Raw genomic sequence first — 18,275 nt, 5'->3', positions numbered from 1 at the left:
TCCGCAAAAGTTGCGGGAAGCGCGCGCCGTCACCGCAACTTCTGAGGAACCACGACACCTCCGCCCGCACACCCCCTCCCCGCCCACCCTGCTCCTCCAAAAGTTGCGGGAGACGCCACCCCTTACCGCAACTTCTGAGGAACCACGGCACCTCCGCCCGCACACCCCGGCTCCGATCTCCCCGGTCCTCCAGAAGTTGCGGGAAGCGCGCGCCGTCACCGCAACTTCTGAGGAAGCACGGCGGCCCCACCCTCCGCGCCCCGACCACCCCCACGACCCTGAGAAATCAACGAGCAGACATGAATCCACCCCTCACCTACCGTCGAGACAGGACGACCCCCCTGCCCTCGACCTCCGGAGCCGCCCCATGCCCGCACCCACCATCGGCCTGCACGTCTCGCACGAGCAGCTCGACCCCCGCACCGCCCTCGACGTCGCCCGCCGCGCCGGTGAGGTCGGCTTCACCGAGGGCATGTGCTCCGACCACCTCACGCCCTGGAGCGAGCGGCAGGGCGAGTCCGGATTCGCCTGGTCGTGGCTCGGCGCCGCGCTCGCATCCACCCCGCTGGGATTCGGAGTCGTCAACGCCCCCGGTCAGCGCTACCACCCGGTGGTCATCGCGCAGGCCGCCGCGACGCTGGAGCTCATGAATCCGGGCCGCTTCTGGGTCGCGCTCGGCAGCGGCGAGGCCATGAACGAGCACGTCACCGGCGAGCGCTGGCCCGCCAAGCCCGAGCGCAACGCCCGCCTGCGCGAGTGCGTCGACGTCATGCGCGCGCTGCTCGCCGGCGAGGAGGTCAGCCACCGCGGCCTGGTCACGGTCGACCGGGCCCGCGTCTGGTCGCGCCCCGCGACTCCGCCGCCGTTCGTCGGAGCCGGAGTGACGGCCGCCACCGCGGGCTGGCTCGCCGAGTGGGCCGACGGCTTCGCGACCATCTCGCAGCCCGAGGAGAAGCTGCGCCGCACCATCGCCGCCTACCGCGACGCGGGCGGCCGGGGCGAGGTGATCGTGCAGGCCCAGGTCGCGTACGTGCCCTCGCAGAGCGGAGGCGCGCCCGCCGCCCGCGCGCTCGCCCACGACCAGTGGCGCACCAACATCTTCGAGCCGCCGCTCTGCTGGGACCTCGACACGACCGAGCACTTCGACCTCGCGGCCGAGCGCACGACCGAGGATCAGGTCGCCGAGTCCGTGCTCTGCACCGACTCCGCCCAGGAGCTCTCGGACGCGATCGCGCTCTACGCCGACTGCGGCGCCGACCGCGTCTACCTCCACCACGTCGGCAAGCAGCAGGACGAGTTCCTCGACGCGATGGGCACCACCGTCCTCCCCGACTTCCAGGAGCGCGCCGCATGAGACTGACCGACACCAGCGACCTGTGGTGGCGCTCCGCCGTCTACTACAACCTCGACGTGAAGACCTTCATGGACTGGAACGACGACGCGTCGGCGACCTCGAGGGCCTCGCGCACCGGATCGACTACCTCGCCGAGCTCGGCGTCAGCTGCCTCTGGCTCGCGCCGTTCTACCGCTCGCCCGGCAAGGACAACGGCTACGACATCAGCGACTTCTTCGGAGTCGACGAGCGCTACGGCCACCACGGCGACGTCGTGGAGGTGATCCGCACGGCGCACGATCGCGGCATGCGCGTGATCATCGACCTGGTCGTGAACCACACGTCCGACCAGCACCCCTGGTTCCAGGCCGCGCGGTCCTCCCGCGACAGCCCGTACCGCGACTACTACCTCTGGCGCGACGAGCCGCCGGCCGACCAGCCCGCCAACGTCTTCCCCGACGTGGAGGACGGCGTCTGGTCCTTCGACGAGGAGGCCGGCCAGTACTACCTGCACAACTTCTACCGGCACCAGCCCGACCTCAACACCGACAACCCGGCGGTGCGCGACGAGATCGCGAAGCTGGTCGGATTCTGGCTGCAGCTCGGAGTCGACGGCTTCCGCGTCGACGCGGTCCCGTTCCTGATCGAGCCGGGGGCGCACGACGAGCACGAGTGGCTGCGGCTGCTGCGGCGCTTCGTGTCGCGCCGCTCGGGCGAGGCGATGATGCTCGGCGAGGTCAACGTGAGCCGCGACCAGCAGCTCGCCTTCTTCGGCGGATCCGACGCCGACGAGCTCTCGATGCAGTTCGACTTCATCGGCAACCAGCGCCTCTACCTGGCGCTCGCCCGCGGCGACTCCACGCCGCTGGCCGAGGCTCTCGCGAGCCGCCCCGAGATCTCGGTCGGCAGCCAGTGGGCCAACTTCGCCCGCAACCACGACGAGCTGACCCTCGACCAGCTCGAGGACTCCGAGCGCGACGAGGTCTTCGCGGCCTTCGCTCCGGACGAGTCGCAGCGGATCCACGGACGCGGCATCGTCCGCCGCCTGCCGCCGATGCTGGGCGGCGACCCCCGCCGCCTCCGCATGGTCTACAGCCTGCTGTTCTCACTGCCCGGCGCCCCGGTGCTCTACTACGGCGAGGAGATCGGCATGGGCGAGAACGCGTCGATCCCGGGCCGCAGCGCCGTGCGGACGCCGATGCAGTGGAGCTCGGCCGCGAACGGCGGCTTCTCGCGCGCGGACGCCGCCGACCTGATCGCACCGCTCACCGAGGACGGCTTCGGCCCCGAGCACGTCAACGCCGCCGACCAGCTGAAGGCCCCGGAGTCGCTGCTCGCGCACCTGAAGGGCCTCGCGTGGCTCTACCGCCGCTCCCCCGAGATCGGCTGGGGCGAGTACACGCACCTCCCCGCCGACGAGTCGTGCGTCTTCGCGCACCGGATGTCGGCCTCGACCGGCTCGACCGTCGCGGTGCACAACTTCGCCTCGAGTCCGCGGACCGCGGCACTGACCCTGCCCGACGTGGAGCCGGGCGCGCGCCTCGTCGACTCGCTGAGCTCGGAGGAGTACGTGGTCGCCGACGACGGCGCGGTGTCGATCCCGATCGACGGCTACGGCGGCCGCTGGTTCCGCCTGCTGTCGTCCGGCTCCCGCCGCCTGGTCTGACGCGGCCTCCGCCCCCTTCCTCTCCTCAGAAGTCGCGGTGAGTGCTCACGCTCACCGCAACTTCTGGAGGACTGCGGCGAGTCTGCTCGTGCTCGGTCCGCCTCTGCATCGACTACCGCACGACGTTCCGCCAGAAGTCGCGGTGAAGCTCGCACCGTCACCGCGACTTCTGGAGGAGCGCCTGGCAGGGGCCCGCGCCTGCCCGCACCTCCCTCGACCCGCCCCGCGCGCGCCTGAGAATCCGCGAGGCGTTCTCACGGCGGGCATCCCTACAGTTGCTCCGTGGATCTCGACACCCTCCTCAACATCGGCCTCGTCGTCCTGTTCGTGCTGGTCGGAGGAGTGTTCGCCGGCACCGAGATGGCGATCGTCAGCCTCCGCGAGAGCCAGGTCCGCGCGATCGAGGCGCAGGGCGAGCGCGGGGCCCGCATCGCGACGCTCGTGCGGAACCCCAACACCTTCCTCTCGGCCGTCCAGATCGGCGTGACGCTCGCCGGCTTCTTCTCCTCGGCCTACGGAGCCTCGACGATCGCGCCCGACCTCGCCCCGCCGCTCGAGGCGCTGGGCCTGTCCGCCGGAGTCGCCTCGACCGTCGCCTTCATCGGCCTCACGCTGGTCATCGCCTACCTCTCGCTCGTGCTCGGCGAGCTGGTGCCCAAGCGACTCGCCATGCAGAAGTCGGTCGCGTTCACGAAGGTCCTGGCTCCGCCGCTGAACGGGTTCGCTCGCCTGATGCGCCCCGTCATCTGGCTGCTGTCGGTCTCGACCGACGGCGTCGTGCGCCTGCTGGGCGCCGACCCGCGCGAGAAGGGCGAGAGCGTCTCGGCCGACGAGGTGCGCGACATGATCTCGAGCAACACCGAGATCCACGAGGACAGCCGCCGCCTGCTGACCGACATCTTCCGCGCCGACGACCGCCGCGTCGCCGAGGTGATGCGTCCGCGCCCGGACGTCGACTTCCTCCGCGGCGAGCTGCCGCTCGAGGAGGGCTACCGCGCCGTCCTCGACCAGCCGCACTCGCGCTATCCCGTGGTCGGCGAGAACCGCGACGACGTGCTCGGCTTCGTGCACGTGCGCGACCTCATGGCGGCGTTCCCGGAGGCGGGCGAGCCCGGCACCGCGAGCAGCGTCTCGGACATCACCCGCCCGATCCTCGCCGTGCCCGGATCGACGAAGGTGCTCGCCGCGCTCCGCACGATGCGGCAGGACGGTCACCAGATCGCCGTCGTCGTCGACGAGTACGGCGGGACCGACGGCATCATCACGCTCGAGGACCTGCTCGAGGAGCTGGTCGGCGAGATCTACGACGAGTACGACGGCGCCCGGCAGGACGTCGACGCGAAGGCGGCCGAGCAGCTGCAGGACGTCGACGGCGGCATGATCCTCGAGGACCTCGAAGAGCTGCTCGGCGTGGAGCTGCCCGACGGCCCGTACGAGACCGTCGGCGGCTACATCCTCGAGCGCATCGGCCGGGTGGCCGTGGTCGGCGACTCGATCGTCGTCGGCGAGCACGTCCTCCGCGTCGCCGAGACGGATCGCTACCGCATCTCCCGCGTGACCCTCACCCCGCAGCCGGCCTCGTCCGTGTCCGCGGAGCCGACAGAGCCGTCCGTCTAGCCCCGACTCCCCGGCGACGGCGGCGCCCCGGGCGGTCGGCCCGCGCGTCTCAGGGCAGCCGCGTCTCGACCCACCGCGTGGCCGGAAGCCCCCGCGCCCCGGGCCGCGCGACCCACAGTCCGCCCGCGAACGGATGCGCCGCCCGCTCGTCGGCCGACAGATCGCGTGACGCCGACGTGATCACCGCCACGTCGAGCCCCTCGCCCGCGAAGGCGATGCTCGAGCAGTGCGGCGCGTCGATCCGGACGCCCTCGCCCTCGACGAGGCGCCCCTCGGCGTCGTAGACCCGCACGCCGGAGCCGCCCCAGATCGACACCCACAGACGACCGTCCTCGTCGACGGTCATCCCGTCGGCGAAGACGCCCTCCTCGAGCTCGACGAACGTCTCGCGCGCACCGTGCGAGCCGTCGAAGTAGGGCCGACGGTAGATCACGCCCGACTCGGTGTCGATCGAGTACATCACCGCGCCGTCGGGCGACCACCCGAGCCCGTTCGAGAGCCGCAGGTCGTGGTCGAGGACGGTCACCGACCCGTCGTGCTCGAGGCGGAGCAGCACGTCGTCGCCCACCGACTCCCCGAGGGTGAGCGAGCCGACCACGAGCCGCCCCTGCGGGTCGATGGAGCCGTCGTTGAAGCGGTGCCCCTCGGGCAGCAGCTCGGAGCCGCGGGTCAGCGAGCCGTCGACCTCGAGGACCGCGAGCCGCCGCGTCAGGGCGACGAGCACCCTCCCGCCGCCGATCGGCAGCGCGCAGCCCACCTGCTCGCCGACGTCCGACCGCGAGACCGCACCGAGCCCCTCGGGGACGAGCGGAGCCGACAGCACCGCCCCCGCCTCGATGTCGACCCAGGTGAGGCGGCCGGTCGAGGGGTCCCAGACGGGGCCTTCGCTGAGGACGTAGGAGGGGGTGCCCGCGGGCGTCGCGTCGATCATGGACTCAACCTAGCCAAGGCGCCCGGGCGCGTCCCGGGGGTGGACGCGGCCGGGGAGGACGGAGTCGAGCCCCGCTTGTGGAGGAGCCGGGACGAGCACGGCCACGACCGGGAGCCGACCGTTCTACACCCTCCGCACCTCACTCCGATAGCCCGACGATACGAATTCCCGCGCGGGTCTATCGTCGTGTCTCGACGCGACCGGAGGGGCCTCCCGCAGAACGAACCGGGGCGACAGGAAGGCGTGCGCCATGTCGACCACCGACACCCCTCGGGGCCCCGTCCGGAGCCTCGTCCCCGCCCGGATCGACCGGCTCCCGTGGACGCGGTTCCACTGGTCGATCGTCGTCGGCCTCGGCTTCTCCTGGGTCCTCGACGGACTCGAGATCCAGATCGTCGCGAGCGCCGGCTTCGCGAAGGAGTTCGACCTCTCGGCCGCCCAGGTCGGCGTGCTGGGCACCGTCTACCTCGTCGGCCAGATCGCGGGCGCTGATCTTCGGCCGGCTGAGCGACAGGCTCGGCCGCCGCAAGCTCTTCATCCTCACCCTCGTCATCTACCTGCTGGCGAGCGGCATCGCCGGCCTCTCGCCGAACTACGCGTTCCTCGCGGTGTTCCGCTTCTTCGCGGGCATGGGCATCGGCGGCGAGTACGCGGCGATCAACTCCGCGATCGACGAGCTGATCCCCGCCAAGTACCGCGGGCGCGTCGACATCGCGATCAACGGCACCTACTGGGGCGGCGCCGCACTGGGCTCCGCGGCCAACCTGTTCTTCCTCAACGACGAGATCTTCGCCGAGAACGTCGGCTGGCGGCTCGGCTTCTTCCTCGGCCCGATCCTCGGACTCGCGATCATCTACCTCCGCCGGCACATCCCCGAGAGCCCGCGCTGGCTGATGACGCACGGCCGCGAGGAGGAGGCGGAGCGCACCGTCGACGAGATCGAGCGCCGCGTGCAGAACGAGGGCGGCGTCCTCGAGCCCGTCGACGACGCGAAGGCGATCACGGTGAAGGCCACCGAGAGCATCCCGTTCCGCACCATCGCGCGAGTGCTCATCCGGCAGTACCCGAAGCGGACGCTGGTGGGCGCCACGATGATGGTCACCCAGTCCTTCCTCTACAACGCCATCTTCTTCACCTACGCGCTGGTGCTCGAGAACTTCTACGACGTGGAGCAGAGCGCCGTCTCGTACTTCTTCTTCCCGTTCGCGATCGGCAACCTCATCGGCCCGCTGGTGCTCGGCCACCTGTTCGACGTCTGGGGCCGGCGGAAGATGATCTTCCTCACCTACGGCGTCTCGGGAGCGGTCCTCGCCCTGTCGGCGGTGCTGTTCAGCATGGACGTGCTGACCGCGACGACGCAGACGATCCTCTGGTGCGTCTCCTTCTTCTTCGCCTCCGCGGGCGCCTCGAGCGCCTACCTGACGGTGAGCGAGATCTTCCCGCTCGAGCTGCGCAGCCAGGCGATCTCGTACTTCTTCACCCTCGGCCAGATCGCCGGAGCCATCGCCCCGACCCTGTACGGCGTGCTGATCGGCGACGGCAGCGACCGCGGCCCGCTCACGATCGGCTACTTCGTCGGCGCGGCGGTGATGATCGTGGGCGGAGTCGTGGCGCTGATCTTCGGCGTCGACGCCGAGCGCCGCAGCCTCGAGAGCATCACCGAGCCCCTGTCGACCGTCCGCGACGGCGACTGACGGGCGGAACATCGGGCGGGAGTGCCGCTCAGCCGCGATCGCGGCCGACGGGCACTCCTGGCCGACGTTCCGAATCACGCGCATGGCGAAAGGCAGCGGCGCTCAGGCGCGCACGCGGACCACTCCTGGTGTCCACCGTTGGGCACTTTCCGCTGCTCTGAGCTGCTCAGAGCCGCAGATCGTGTCCAACGGGGAGCCGCTGTGGTCCGAACCGTCGCGAACGACAGCCGCCGGACCTCCTCCTCACCCGATGCAGGTCAGAGCGCCCCGGGCGGCACCGGGGGCGCGTCCGGCACCTCGTCGACCGCGGTCCGCGGCCAGATGAGGGTGGGCATCCGCTGCCGCTCGGTGAGCGCGAGCGCCTCGCGCACATGGGCGAGCACGTGCGCGGTGAACCCCGCATCGGCTGCGCCCGGCGGGTCGAACGCGTCGAGGAGGTCGCGGAGCACGCGCTCAGGAGGGACGGGGAGCTGTTCGGGTTCGTTCACGTCGACCACTGCCGATCCGGAGGTGGGTCTCGCGCCGGGGTCCAGGGCACGCCGCGAGTGGAGGGAGGGCCGACGCCGCGGCGCCGGATCGAGCGGGGACTCGCGTCCCCGCCGTCGCACCGGCTGCGGAGTCGACACGGTCGTCGTCGGCACCCGGTCATCCATCGTGCAAGGCTGCCGTATACCGTTCCTTCCTGGGAGTGGGTTGACAGCGCTCCAGCGGGCCTCGGTCAGCGCAGCCCGTCCAGCACCGCCTCCAGCTCGTCGACCGCGAAGTCGATCTCGTCCTCGGTGACGACCAGCGGAGGAGCGAGCCGGATCGTGGATCCGTGCGTGTCCTTCGCCAGCACGCCCCGCGCCATCAGCGCCTCGCAGACCGCACGGCCCGAGGCGAGCGCCGGGTCGATGTCGATGCCGGCCCAGAGTCCCGCGCCGCGCACCGCGACGACGCCGCGGCCGATCAGCGCGGTCAGCCGCGCGTGGAGCTGCGCGCCGCGGGCGACGGCGAGCGCCTGGTACTCGCCCGTGGCGAGCATCCCGACCACCGCGAGGCCGACGGCGGCGGCGAGCGGGTTGCCTCCGAAGGTCGAGCCGTGCTGACCCGGCTGCAGCACGCCGAGCACGTCGCGTTCGCGACCACGGCCGAGACGGGCACGATGCCGCCGCCGAGCGCCTTGCCCAGCAGGTACACGTCGGGCACGACTCCCACGAGGTCGCAGGCGAAGGTCGCACCGGTGCGGCCGAGACCCGACTGGATCTCGTCGGCGATGAAGAGGACGTTGCGGCGCGAGGTGATCTCGCGCACCGCGGGGAGGTAGTCGGCCGGCGGCACGACGATGCCGGCCTCGCCCTGGATGGGCTCGATCAGCACGGCGACGGTGTCCTCGTCGATCGCGGCCTCGAGCGCCGCCGCGTCGCCGAACGGCACCGTGCGGAACCCCGGCGTGAACGGGGCGAAGCCGTCGCGCGCCTCCGCGTCGTCGCTGAACGAGATGATCGTGGTCGTGCGCCCGTGGAAGTTGCCCGCGGCGACGATGATGTTCGCGCGTCCCGGCGTCACTCCCTTCACCCGGTAGCCCCAGGCGCGGGCGACCTTGATGCCCGACTCCACGGCCTCGGCGCCCGTGTTCATCGGCAGCACCATGTCCTTGCCGGCGAGCGCCGCGAGCGCGGTGACGAACGGGCCGAGCCGGTCGTTGTGGAACGCGCGGCTGGTGAGGGTGACGCGGTCGAGCTGCTCCCGGGCCGCGGCGAGCAGCACCGGGTGCGAGTGGCCGAAGTTCACGGCGGAGTAGGCGGCCAGGCAGTCGAGGTAGCGGCGCCCCTCGACGTCGGTGATCCACGCGCCCGCGCCGGTCGCGGCGACGACGGGCAGCGGGTGGTAGTTGTGGGCGGCGTGCGCCTCCTCCTCGGCGATCAGGGCGGCGGAGGCGGTGGTCGTGTCAAGGATGCTCATGTCGGTCCTCTCGTGATCGGGTGTCAGCGGCGCAGCTCGAGGGTGCAGCACTTCACGCCGCCGCCGCCGAGCAGCAGCTCGGACAGGTCGACGCCGATGGGCTCGTAGCCGCGCTCGCGCAGCTGGCGCTCGAAGCCGGTGGCGCGCGAGGCGATGACCACGTGCAGTCCGTCCGAGAACGAGTTGAGGCCCAGGACGGAGGCGTCCTCCTCCGACACCAGGATCGCGTCGGGGTAGAGGCGCTGCAGCGTGCGGTTGCCCTCGTCGCTGAACGCGCTGGGCAGGTAGGCGATGTTCTCGTCGTCGAGCACGGCGATCGCCGTGTCGAGGTGGTAGAACGACGGATTCACGAGCTCGAGGGTCACCACCTCGCGACCGAAGATCCGCGCCACCTCGGCGTGCGAGTCTGACGCGGAGCGGAATCCGGTGCCGGCGAGGATGCGCTCGCCGACCAGGAGGAAGTCGCCCTCGCCCTCGTTGACCTCCTCGGGGACGCGCACGTCGAAGCCGGCGCCGCGGAACCAGTCCATGTAGGCGGGGCCCTCGGGCTGGCGCTCGGGGTAGGTGAAGGAGGCGCCGTAGGCGATGCCGTCGATCACGAAGCCGCCGTTCGCGGCGTAAACCATGTCGGGCAGGCCCGGCTCGGAGTCGATCAGCTGCACGTCGAAGCCCAGGCCGACGTAGGTGTCGTAGAGCGTCTGCCACTGGCGGACGGCCAGCGCGGTGTCGGTCGGGACCTGCGGGTCCATCCACGGGTTGATGCGGTACACGACGGTGAAGTGCTCGGGGCGGCACATCAGGACCGTCTTGGCGACGGGGGTGCGGGTCGCGGCGCCGGGTCGGGCGGCGGTGTCGGTCGTGTCGGTGGGAAGCACGGCGGTGTCGGTCATTCGAGTCCTCCTGCGAAAGGCTGCGGATGAGCGGACCGGGTCCAGTGGCGCCGGGTCCCGCGGAGGATCATCGCGGAGTGGCGCACGCTCGGCCCCAGTCTCGCACGCGCGGATCCTGCGATGTCCGCCACACGGCGCAATGAAGGCGCGTTCGAGCACCGCTCAGCGCAGTATCGGAGCGCCGACGCCCCGAGCGAGGCGATACCGCGACGGAGGGGTCGACCCTCCTTTCGGGGGAAGGCGACGACGTCGCGGCCCGCCCTCCGGTCTCCCTCGATCACTAGCATTCAGTCATCGCATCCGCCGCGGTCCTCCGCGGATCCTCTCGAAAGACTCGCCGTGCACACACCTCGTCGTCGCCTGCTCCCCCTCTCCTGCGTCGGCGTCGCCGCCGTGCTGCTCGCCGGGCTCGCCGCCGGACCGGCGGCGGCGGATCCGCTCGCGCCCGTGTCGCCCGCGGCCCCGGCCGACAGCTCCCGCGACCTCGCCTCCCTCGTCGCGGGCTCCGCCGAGCGCGAGGGCGCGGTTCCGCTGGCTCCCGCGAAGACGCAGCGTCAGACGGTCGACGCCACCGCGACCGCCGACGAGGTCGTGCTCTCGGGCCGCATCGTCCTGTCCGGCGCCGACGACGCGAACCCCGCGCCGACCGGCGACGCCTACTTCCTGCGCATCGAGGACGACCTCGGCGGCATCGTGGCCGAGGTCGTGACCACCGCCGACTTCAGCGTCTCGCTCCCGGCCGGCACGAACTACTACCTCCAGGCGTCCGTGCCCGGCAGCACCGACTGGTACGCGACATGGTTCGGCGACACCCCGATCGGAGTCGAGGCCGACGCGCTCGCGACGGACCGCGACGACCTCGTGATCACCCTGCCCCGCACGGCCGCGGCGAGCGGTGGAGTCTTCACTCCCGCCGGCGCCGCCGACCCCACCTCGTGGGTCGTCCAGGCCTACTGGTTCGAGGAGGACGCCGGAACGCTGTACCCGTTCGACGAGACGGACACGAGCAGCGCTCCGAACACCTGGGCCGACTGGTCCCTCTCGGGCGAGGACGCGCTCCCCGTCGGCGAGTACGTGTTCCGCGTCACCCAGCCGGGCTACCCCGCCTTCGACGACCAGTATTTCTCGAACCTCCCCTACGTGCAGCCGAAGGCGATCACGACGCTGCCCACTGCCGGGCTCACCGGCGTCGACTTCCGCCCGACCGGCTTCGCGACCGAGACCGACCGCGTCTTCGGCTCCGACCGCTACGCGACCTCCGCGGCGACGACGCAGCTGGCCTTCGGCGACGACGGCACCCTCCCGGTGCTCTACATCGCCAGCGGCGAGAAGTGGCCGGACGCGCTCAGCGCCGGACCGGCGGCCTCCGTTCAGGGCGGAGCGCTCCTGCTCACCGACCCGAACCGCGTTCCCGCAGTGATCTCGGCCGAGATCGACCGCCTGAACCCCGAGCGGATCGTCGTCGTCGGCAGCTCGCTCTCGGTCAGCGACCAGGTCTTCCAGACGCTCGAGCGCACCTCCGGAGCCGACGTCGAGCGCATCGCCGGCACCGACCGCTACGACACGAGCCGCAAGATCGTCGCGGACGCGTTCGGCGACGACTCCTACGGCGTCCTGTTCCTCGCGACCGGGTCGAACTTCCCCGACGCGCTGTCGGTGGCTCCGATCGCCGGCCGCCTCGGCCAGCCGGTGCTGCTCGTGGACGGCGCGAAGTCCGCGCTCGACGTGCCGACGCGCGCCGCGATCGACCGCCTGCAGCCCGACCTCGGCGAGCTGCTCGGCGGCACCCCGTCCATCTCGGCCGGTGTAGAGGGCGACCTCGCCGCCTCGGGTCTCGTGACCGAGGTCGGCCGCGTCGCGGGCGTCGACCGCCACGACACGAGCCGCCAGCTCAACGACCGGTACCCCTCGAACGAGCTCAACGACACCGCGTTCCTCGCGACCGCCACCGGCTTCGCCGATGCGCTCTCGATCGGCGCGGTCGCCGCGGCCTACGGCGCTCCGCTGTACCTCAGCGAGCCGAACTGCGTGCCGTACGCGACCCGCGTCGCCCTGCAGGCGAACGAGCTCGACTACGTGCTGCTGCTCGGTGGACCGACCACGCTGCAGCCGGCGATCGACTCGCTCTCCGTCTGCTGAGCCGTCCCCCGCGAACGCCCCGTCCCACCGCCTCCGCGCGGTCGGGCGGGGCGTTCCGTCGTCCCGCGTCGGCCCACTACTGTCGGAGGGCCGACGTCGGACACACACTCCCGGAGACTCCATGAGCACCCTCAGCGCACGCCCTCTCCTCGTCGGGATCGAGACCGGGGGCACCAAGGTCGTCGCCGCCGTCGCCGCGCTCGACGAGCCGGAGCGCCTCCTCGCGACGACCACGCTGCCCACCCGCGGTCCGGTCGAGACGCTCGCCGACATCGCCGCGTTCGTCCGCGGCCACGGAGTCGACGGCACCGTCGCGGCGGTCGGCGTCGCCTCGTTCGGGCCGCTCGACGTCGATCCGCAGTCGCCCACCTACGGGCACCTGACCTCGACGCCCAAGATCGGCTGGGAGGGCGTCGACGTGCTCGGCCCGATCGGAGCCGCGGCCCCGGGCGCGCGCACCGCTCTCGTCACCGACGTGAACGGCGCCGCCCTCGGCGAGTCGCGGTGGGGCGCGGCCGTCGGCGAGAGCGACGTGGTCTACCTCACGGTCGGCACCGGAGTCGGCGGCGGGCTGCTCGCCGGCGGTCGCCTCCTCGCCGGCAGCGGCTGGCCCGAGGTCGCGCACCTCCTCCCCCGCCGCCACCCGGAGGACACGTTCGCCGGGACCTGCCCGTTCCACGGCGACTGCCTCGAGGGGCTCGTCGCCGGGCCCGCCATCAGCGCCCGCTGGGGCGTCGACGGCTCGAGCCTGGGCCCGGAGGACGCCGCGACGAACCTCCGCTTCAGCTCCTTCTACCTCGCCCAGCTCGTGGCGACGCTCGCGTACGTCGCGGGAGTGCGCCTCGCGATCCTCGGGGGCGGCGTCTCGAAGACGCCGGGCCTCCTCGCGGCGGTCGAGTCGGAGGTGGAGCGTCTGATGGGCGCACCGGGCGCGACGGGGACGGCGGCGGGGCGCATCCGGATCGTGCGACCCGGTCTCGGCGACGAGTCGGGCGTGCGCGGAGCAGTGTCGCTCGCGCAGTCGCTGCTCTGAGGCGTCAGCCGAGCATCGCTCCGAGGCGTCAGCCGAGCAGCTCGGCGACCAGGCGCTCCACGCGGCCACGGATGTCGTCGCGGATCGGCCGCACCTGCTCGAGCGGGAGTCCGGCCGGGTCGGCGAGCTCCCAATCCTCGTAGCGCTTGCCAGGGAAGATCGGGCAGACGTCGCCGCAGCCCATGGTGATGACGACGTCGGACTCGCGGACCTGCTCGGTCGTCATCAACTGCGGGACCTCGTGCGAGATGTCGATCCCCTCCTCCGCCATCGCGGCGACCGCGACGGCGTTGATGCTCTCGCCCGGCTCGGACCCGCCCGAGCGGACCTGGACGCGGCCCCCGGAGAAGCTCGTCAGGTAGCCGGCGGCCATCTGCGAGCGGCCGGCGTTGTGGATGCAGACGAACAGGACGCTGGGGGTGTCGTTCACGGGGTCTCCTCGGGGATGGGGATCGGCCCGACGAGTATGGCGCGTCCCGGTGAACGACGGCGCTACCCTCCTGTCCATGACAGGACAGGACGCCGAGGAGCGCACCGGGCCGGGCACCGGACGCGACGAGACCCCCGAAGAGCGCTCGGACCGCAACTGGAACGAGATCCTGCAGGAGCTGCGGGTCGTGCAGACCGGCACCCAGATCCTGGGCGGCTTCCTGCTGACGCTCTGCTTCCAGCAGCGCTTCACCGAGCTCGCGCCGCCGGATGTGGCGCTGTACCTCGTGCTGGTGTTCCTGGCGGCCACGGTGACGGTGCTGGCCCTGGCGCCGGTGGTCGTGCACCGGCTGCTGTTCGCGCGCGGCCGGAAGGCCGAGCTGGTGAAGTTCGGCAACCAGATCGTGCTGACCTGCCTCGCGGCGGGGTCGCTCCTGTTCGTGGGCGTCGTGACGTTCGTGTTCGACTTCGTGCTGACTCCGACGGCGGGGCTGATCGCGGGCGGGGCGGTGCTGCTGATCATCGCGGCGGCGTGGACGAGTGCGCCGGTGATCCTGCGGAGGCGAGCGCGCGGCTGACGCCGACGGTGCCGCTGCCGTTGACCGACGCTGCCGCTGCCGCTGCCGTTGACCGACGCTGCCGCTGCCGCTGCCGCTGCCGCGCGAGGATGCCAGCCGGTCCCGGTCGCCGTCAACCGGCTTCAGCACGGGCGGCTCCGCTCCCTAGCGTGAGGGTGCGGCATCCGGCCGCCCGAGAGGAGACCCAGCATGAGCGCGACCGACGGACCCCAGGACAACCCGCAGAACCACGACACGGTGGACGACGCCGGAGTGGACAAGCCCTCGCAGGCCGAGGGCGACGACGCGCAGATCGGGAACGGTCAGGGCGGCGACGCGCAGACCGGCGACGCGCAGTCGACCGCCGAGGACGTGACGACCGCCGTCGACGACGACGACCTCGACGCCGGCGTCAGCGAGCCGACGGACTGAGCGTGATCCCCGCGCTCGGCGGTCTCGACAGCACGGCGGCCGTCCTCGCCGACGGCTACCTCTTCGGCACCAGGCACTTCGCGCGGGTCGACGCCGACGCCTTCCGCACCCGGATCCTCGGCAGACCCGTCGTGGTGGCCCGGGGCATCGAGGCGGCCCGCTTCTTCTACGAAGGGGGCCGCTTCGACCGGGCGGGCGCCCTGCCCGGTTCCGTCCTGCACCTCCTGCAGGACGAGGGCAGCGTGCAGACCCTCGAGGACGAGCAGCACCACCGCCGCAAGCGGCTGTTCCTCTCCCTCGTCGAGACCGCCGACGAGCGCTCGCGCCTCGTCAGCGCGTTCGCCCTCGAGTGGCAGCGCTCGGCGGCTCGCTTCGCCGGAACCCCGGTGCCGCTGCAGGACATGGCGGCCGAGGTCCTCGGGCGGTCGGTCCTCGCCTGGGCCGGCATCGCGCTGAGCGAGGAGGAGGCGCAGCAGCGCTCCGACGAGCTCCGCAGCATGGTCGACAACGCCGGGCGCTTCGGTCCGCCGAACTGGGCCGCGCGCCTGCGCCGTCGGCGCACCGAGCACTGGGCGCAGAGCCTGATCGAGGCGAGCCGCACTGCCGGCCTGCCGCCCGAGGAGGGCGCCGCGTCGACCGTCGACCGGATCGCGCACGCCGAAGAGGACGGCGCCGTACTGCCGACCGAGGTCGCCGCGGTGGAGCTGCTCAATCTGCTCCGCCCCACGGTCGCCGTCGGCCGCTTCATCGTCTTCGCCGCTCTGGCGCTGCACGAGCACCCGGAGTGGCGCGACCGGCTCGAGCAGCCCGAGGAGCGCGCCGCCTTCGCGAACGAGGTCCGCCGCTTCTACCCCTTCTTCCCGATGGTCGGCGGACGCGCGCGCACGGGACTGCCCTTCAAGGGCGAGACCCTGCCCGCGGGCCAGTGGTTCCTCCTGGACCTGTACGCGACGGACCACGCGGTCGCCCACTGGGACGCCCCCGAGACCTTCGACCCGTCGCGCTTCCTCGCCCCCGTCGACCGCAACGGCTTCATCGCCCAGGGCGGCGGCCACTACGGCGACGGCCACCGCTGCCCGGGCGAACCCGCGACCGTCGACCTCCTGGCGGAGGCGCTCGAGCTGCTCACGACCGGGCACCCGTACGACGTGTCGCCGGGCCAGGACTTCTCGATCAGCCTCCGCTCGTTCCCGACGGAGCCGACCGATGGGTTCGTGGTGACGTTCCGGGCGTAGCGTCCGGGGCTCGATGCGGCTCCGGACGCGCGAGGCCCCCGATTGTCTCGCTCACGACTGGCGCGGTGCCGCCGAGACGATCGGAACGGCGAACGAGCAGCGAGTCAGCTCACGGAGGTCGAGGCGGCTCAGCCATGCGCAACTCCACGTTCTGAGCAGCAGAGTTCTGGTCGCGCGACAGGCGCGCGCGTAACCGATGGTGCTACTGCTAGCTCCTTCCCGCTGCGTACCGCCGGCCCGACAAGGGATCGACGGCCGTTCCGGCACGAACAATTCCCGGCACAGAGTTTCAGGACGACTCTTCGCGGCGCATCGAGCTCGCTGGCCGGGTGCTCCTGCAATGTCCCGGAAACGATCGTTCTCGAGCACTGCACCGGATCGACCCCCGCCCTGGCCACAAGCCGACTTGCGCGCGCTCAGGGAGTTTCCTGTGCCTCGAGTGCCCTTCTTAGGCTCGTTCGAGAACCGAAACCGGACCATCGCGCTAGTTCATCCATGGTGATACGCGTTTCAGATACCGCTTGTTCTTCCAGTAATTGGAGCGCCGTTCGTAGTCTTTGTGCCCGGATCAGTTTGCCGGGCGAAGGCAACCCCTTCGCAGTGAGAACATTGACGATATGACGAGGGGTGAACCCAAGATGTTTGGCGAGCAGGTCCACAGAGAAATCCGGGTCGCTCGCATGTAGTTCAATGTTCCGCTCGATCTCGCGAATGAGGGTATCGCCGGTCAGGCGTCGCGAAGAAGAGGGATGTGTCATGCGTTGTGATTCTGCGTAGAAGCAACTCCAAAGGGCATCTGCGAACAGATCGAAGTGATCGTCAGTGGGCGCGAGCGAGGCATTCAGTGCCGAGTTGACGAGCGAGACCACTGCTGGTGCAGTCCAGGATCGATCGGCCCGTTTCGAGGCCAAGTTCCAGCCCACCGTGTTCGACGTCAACGTGCCGGAAGGGCGCAGCTCCACTTCGACGCGAGCAGTCGGACGCCCTGCAAAAAACGCAACCTCCGCGCCCGGAGGAACTAGGAGACTGTCACCGGCACCTAGCTCGAGCGCGCGTGTTTTCTCGCGCGTTGCCGCTACTCGCACTGAGCACGTTATTGCGCCCTCGAGTTGAAGAACGAGTAGAAACGACTGCTCGGACGGTTTGAATCTTCCTCGCGCCGCCGTGTGCCACATCCGGAGAATCCTCCACTTATCCACCCTTAATTCGTCCGCTGAAACGCGAGCGTCGTTGTCGACGACAATTCCGCGTTCGAGAAGCCACTCCGCCGCTTCGCCTCCCTCCCTGTTCATAGGGTCAGCAAATCACAGGACCGGCTGACCCCAGGACGACTTTACGGACGCTTTCGGAAACGGACGTACGGTATCGGAAATTTTCGCCGATTCGCGTTACTGATGCCGAAGGTTCGTCACTATTGCAGCGATCGACTAATCCTCAACAAGGAGTGCTCAATGAGTGACTACATCACCTATGAACGAGATGCTGACGGCAACGTCCTGCGTCGCACCATCGTCGCCGGCGCCGCCTGGACGATCCCGGTTGTCGCACTGGCAACCGCCACGCCTGCTGCCGCAGCATCGGCGACCGTGGTTCTGACCTTCAATCAGGCCGCATACCAGGGCACCGCCTGCACTCGCTTGAACGGAGTCTCCGTCACCGCGACCACCGCCGGCGTGGCGAGTCCGAACACCCCTGTCACGGTCGTGCTGACAGACGGTTACACCTTCGAGGACGGGACGACGAGCTTCTCTGGGGTGACCGTGGGCGATGGCAGCCTGGCGTTGCCGCCCGTTCGCGTTCCCGCGGCAGGCGGTTCATCTACCTTCGTGGCGACGTCCGGCGCCGCCAGTGGATCAGCGACCGTTACCGCCCCGTTCGTCTCCGGAGGCTTCGGCGTCTACAGCAACGGCACCGTCACCGCCGCTCCTGGAGTGCCCGCCGGATCCACCCCCGTGTACTCGCAGGTATTCCTCACCCCCACGGGCAACATCGTCGCGCCGAACGGCGCCGTCACGGTCGCCAACGTCGACAGCGTCGGCCAGGCGTTCAACGACGGCGGCAGCTGGTCCATCCCCGTCAAGTTCCGCGACGGCACCTTCGGCGTCTACAAGAACGGTGCCGTGACCCCTGCGGCGGGCGTCCCCGCTGGGTCGACCCCCCTTTACGCAGAAGTGTTCCTCACCCCTTCCGGCGACATCGTCGCCCCGGACGGCGCCGTCACCGTTCCCAACGTCGACAGCGTCGGCCAGCCGTTCAACGACGGCGGAGGCTGGTCCATCCCCGTCAAGTTCCGCGACGGCACCTTCGGCGTCTACAGCAACGGCACCGTCACCGCCGCTCCCGGAGTACCCGCCGGATCCACCCCCCTCTACTCG

General features: G+C 70.9%; 14 protein-coding genes and 2 pseudogenes. 10 read left to right on the top strand and 6 right to left on the bottom strand.

What is annotated here, in order from left to right; genetic code table 11:
• Positions 1-367: 367 nt before the first annotated feature.
• The 3 genes from B0T42_RS13320 to B0T42_RS13310 all read left to right on the top strand — a co-directional run bounded on the left by B0T42_RS13320 (position 368) and on the right by B0T42_RS13310 (position 4,616).
• Complete coding sequence (locus B0T42_RS13320) at positions 368-1,354, top strand: TIGR03885 family FMN-dependent LLM class oxidoreductase (protein ID WP_077223556.1); 987 nt, start codon at positions 368-370, stop codon at positions 1,352-1,354.
• Positions 1,355-1,376: 22 nt separating this feature from the next.
• Positions 1,377-2,999, top strand: coding sequence for an alpha-amylase family protein (locus B0T42_RS13315; RefSeq protein WP_342418251.1), 1,623 nt, complete (start codon positions 1,377-1,379; stop codon positions 2,997-2,999).
• A gap of 282 nt (positions 3,000-3,281) precedes the next feature.
• The gene (locus tag B0T42_RS13310) at positions 3,282-4,616 is read left to right on the top strand and encodes a hemolysin family protein (RefSeq protein ID WP_077223555.1); all 1,335 of its coding nucleotides are present in this window, start codon (positions 3,282-3,284) and stop codon (positions 4,614-4,616) included.
• Positions 4,617-4,665: 49 nt separating this feature from the next.
• Here the strand turns inward: B0T42_RS13310 and B0T42_RS13305 are convergent, their stop codons facing one another.
• Entirely contained in the window at positions 4,666-5,547 is an 882-nt protein-coding gene (locus B0T42_RS13305; RefSeq protein ID WP_077223554.1) for an SMP-30/gluconolactonase/LRE family protein, read from the bottom strand.
• A gap of 77 nt (positions 5,548-5,624) precedes the next feature.
• Between B0T42_RS13305 and B0T42_RS13300 the strand changes: the two genes are divergently transcribed.
• Positions 5,625-7,241, top strand: a complete 1,617-nt coding sequence (locus B0T42_RS13300) for an MFS transporter (protein WP_342418250.1) — start codon at positions 5,625-5,627, stop codon at positions 7,239-7,241.
• A 257-nt stretch (positions 7,242-7,498) separates the two neighbouring features.
• Here B0T42_RS13300 and B0T42_RS13295 read toward each other — a convergent pair whose 3' ends face one another.
• From B0T42_RS13295 to ddaH, 3 genes and pseudogenes are all read right to left on the bottom strand, one after another.
• On the bottom strand, positions 7,499-7,729 hold the full coding sequence (locus tag B0T42_RS13295; protein ID WP_139344519.1) for a hypothetical protein: 231 nt from the start codon (positions 7,727-7,729) through the stop codon (positions 7,499-7,501).
• Positions 7,730-7,959: 230 nt separating this feature from the next.
• Positions 7,960-9,185: pseudogene (gene rocD / locus B0T42_RS13290) on the bottom strand (ornithine--oxo-acid transaminase).
• A gap of 23 nt (positions 9,186-9,208) precedes the next feature.
• Entirely contained in the window at positions 9,209-10,075 is an 867-nt protein-coding gene (gene ddaH / locus B0T42_RS13285) for a dimethylargininase (RefSeq protein ID WP_077223552.1), read from the bottom strand.
• A 339-nt stretch (positions 10,076-10,414) separates the two neighbouring features.
• On the opposite strand from ddaH, the gene B0T42_RS13280 reads away from it, so the two are divergent.
• Positions 10,415-12,214 carry a cell wall-binding repeat-containing protein gene (locus B0T42_RS13280; RefSeq protein WP_077223551.1) on the top strand — a complete coding sequence of 600 codons (1,800 nt, stop codon included), beginning with the start codon at positions 10,415-10,417 and terminating at the stop codon, positions 12,212-12,214.
• A gap of 121 nt (positions 12,215-12,335) precedes the next feature.
• A complete protein-coding gene (locus B0T42_RS13275) occupies positions 12,336-13,247 on the top strand; it encodes an ROK family protein (RefSeq protein WP_077223550.1) in 912 nt (303 codons plus the stop codon).
• 28 nt (positions 13,248-13,275) lie between these two features.
• Here B0T42_RS13275 and B0T42_RS13270 read toward each other — a convergent pair whose 3' ends face one another.
• Positions 13,276-13,677 carry an arsenate reductase ArsC gene (locus B0T42_RS13270; protein WP_077223549.1) on the bottom strand — a complete coding sequence of 134 codons (402 nt, stop codon included), beginning with the start codon at positions 13,675-13,677 and terminating at the stop codon, positions 13,276-13,278.
• A gap of 76 nt (positions 13,678-13,753) precedes the next feature.
• Here B0T42_RS13270 and B0T42_RS13265 point away from each other — a divergent pair, with 76 nt between their 5' ends.
• The 3 genes from B0T42_RS13265 to B0T42_RS13255 all read left to right on the top strand — a co-directional run bounded on the left by B0T42_RS13265 (position 13,754) and on the right by B0T42_RS13255 (position 15,900).
• Positions 13,754-14,254, top strand: coding sequence for a DUF6328 family protein (locus B0T42_RS13265; protein WP_077223569.1), 501 nt, complete (start codon positions 13,754-13,756; stop codon positions 14,252-14,254).
• Positions 14,255-14,443: 189 nt separating this feature from the next.
• Positions 14,444-14,665, top strand: a complete 222-nt coding sequence (locus tag B0T42_RS13260) for a hypothetical protein (protein ID WP_077223548.1) — start codon at positions 14,444-14,446, stop codon at positions 14,663-14,665.
• Between the two features lie 2 nt (positions 14,666-14,667).
• Positions 14,668-15,900, top strand: a complete 1,233-nt coding sequence (locus tag B0T42_RS13255; RefSeq protein WP_077223547.1) for a cytochrome P450 — start codon at positions 14,668-14,670, stop codon at positions 15,898-15,900.
• A gap of 416 nt (positions 15,901-16,316) precedes the next feature.
• Here B0T42_RS13255 and B0T42_RS19605 read toward each other — a convergent pair whose 3' ends face one another.
• Positions 16,317-16,862, bottom strand: coding sequence for a helix-turn-helix domain-containing protein (locus tag B0T42_RS19605; RefSeq protein WP_158078130.1), 546 nt, complete (start codon positions 16,860-16,862; stop codon positions 16,317-16,319).
• A 489-nt stretch (positions 16,863-17,351) separates the two neighbouring features.
• On the opposite strand from B0T42_RS19605, the pseudogene B0T42_RS19600 reads away from it, so the two are divergent.
• Positions 17,352-18,275, top strand: a pseudogene (locus B0T42_RS19600) (hypothetical protein); the annotation flags it as partial.

Source organism: Rathayibacter rhapontici, assembly GCF_001995175.1.
In the GTDB taxonomy this organism is placed as follows: domain Bacteria; phylum Actinomycetota; class Actinomycetes; order Actinomycetales; family Microbacteriaceae; genus Rathayibacter.
This window is presented reverse-complemented; position numbering and strand designations above follow the sequence as displayed.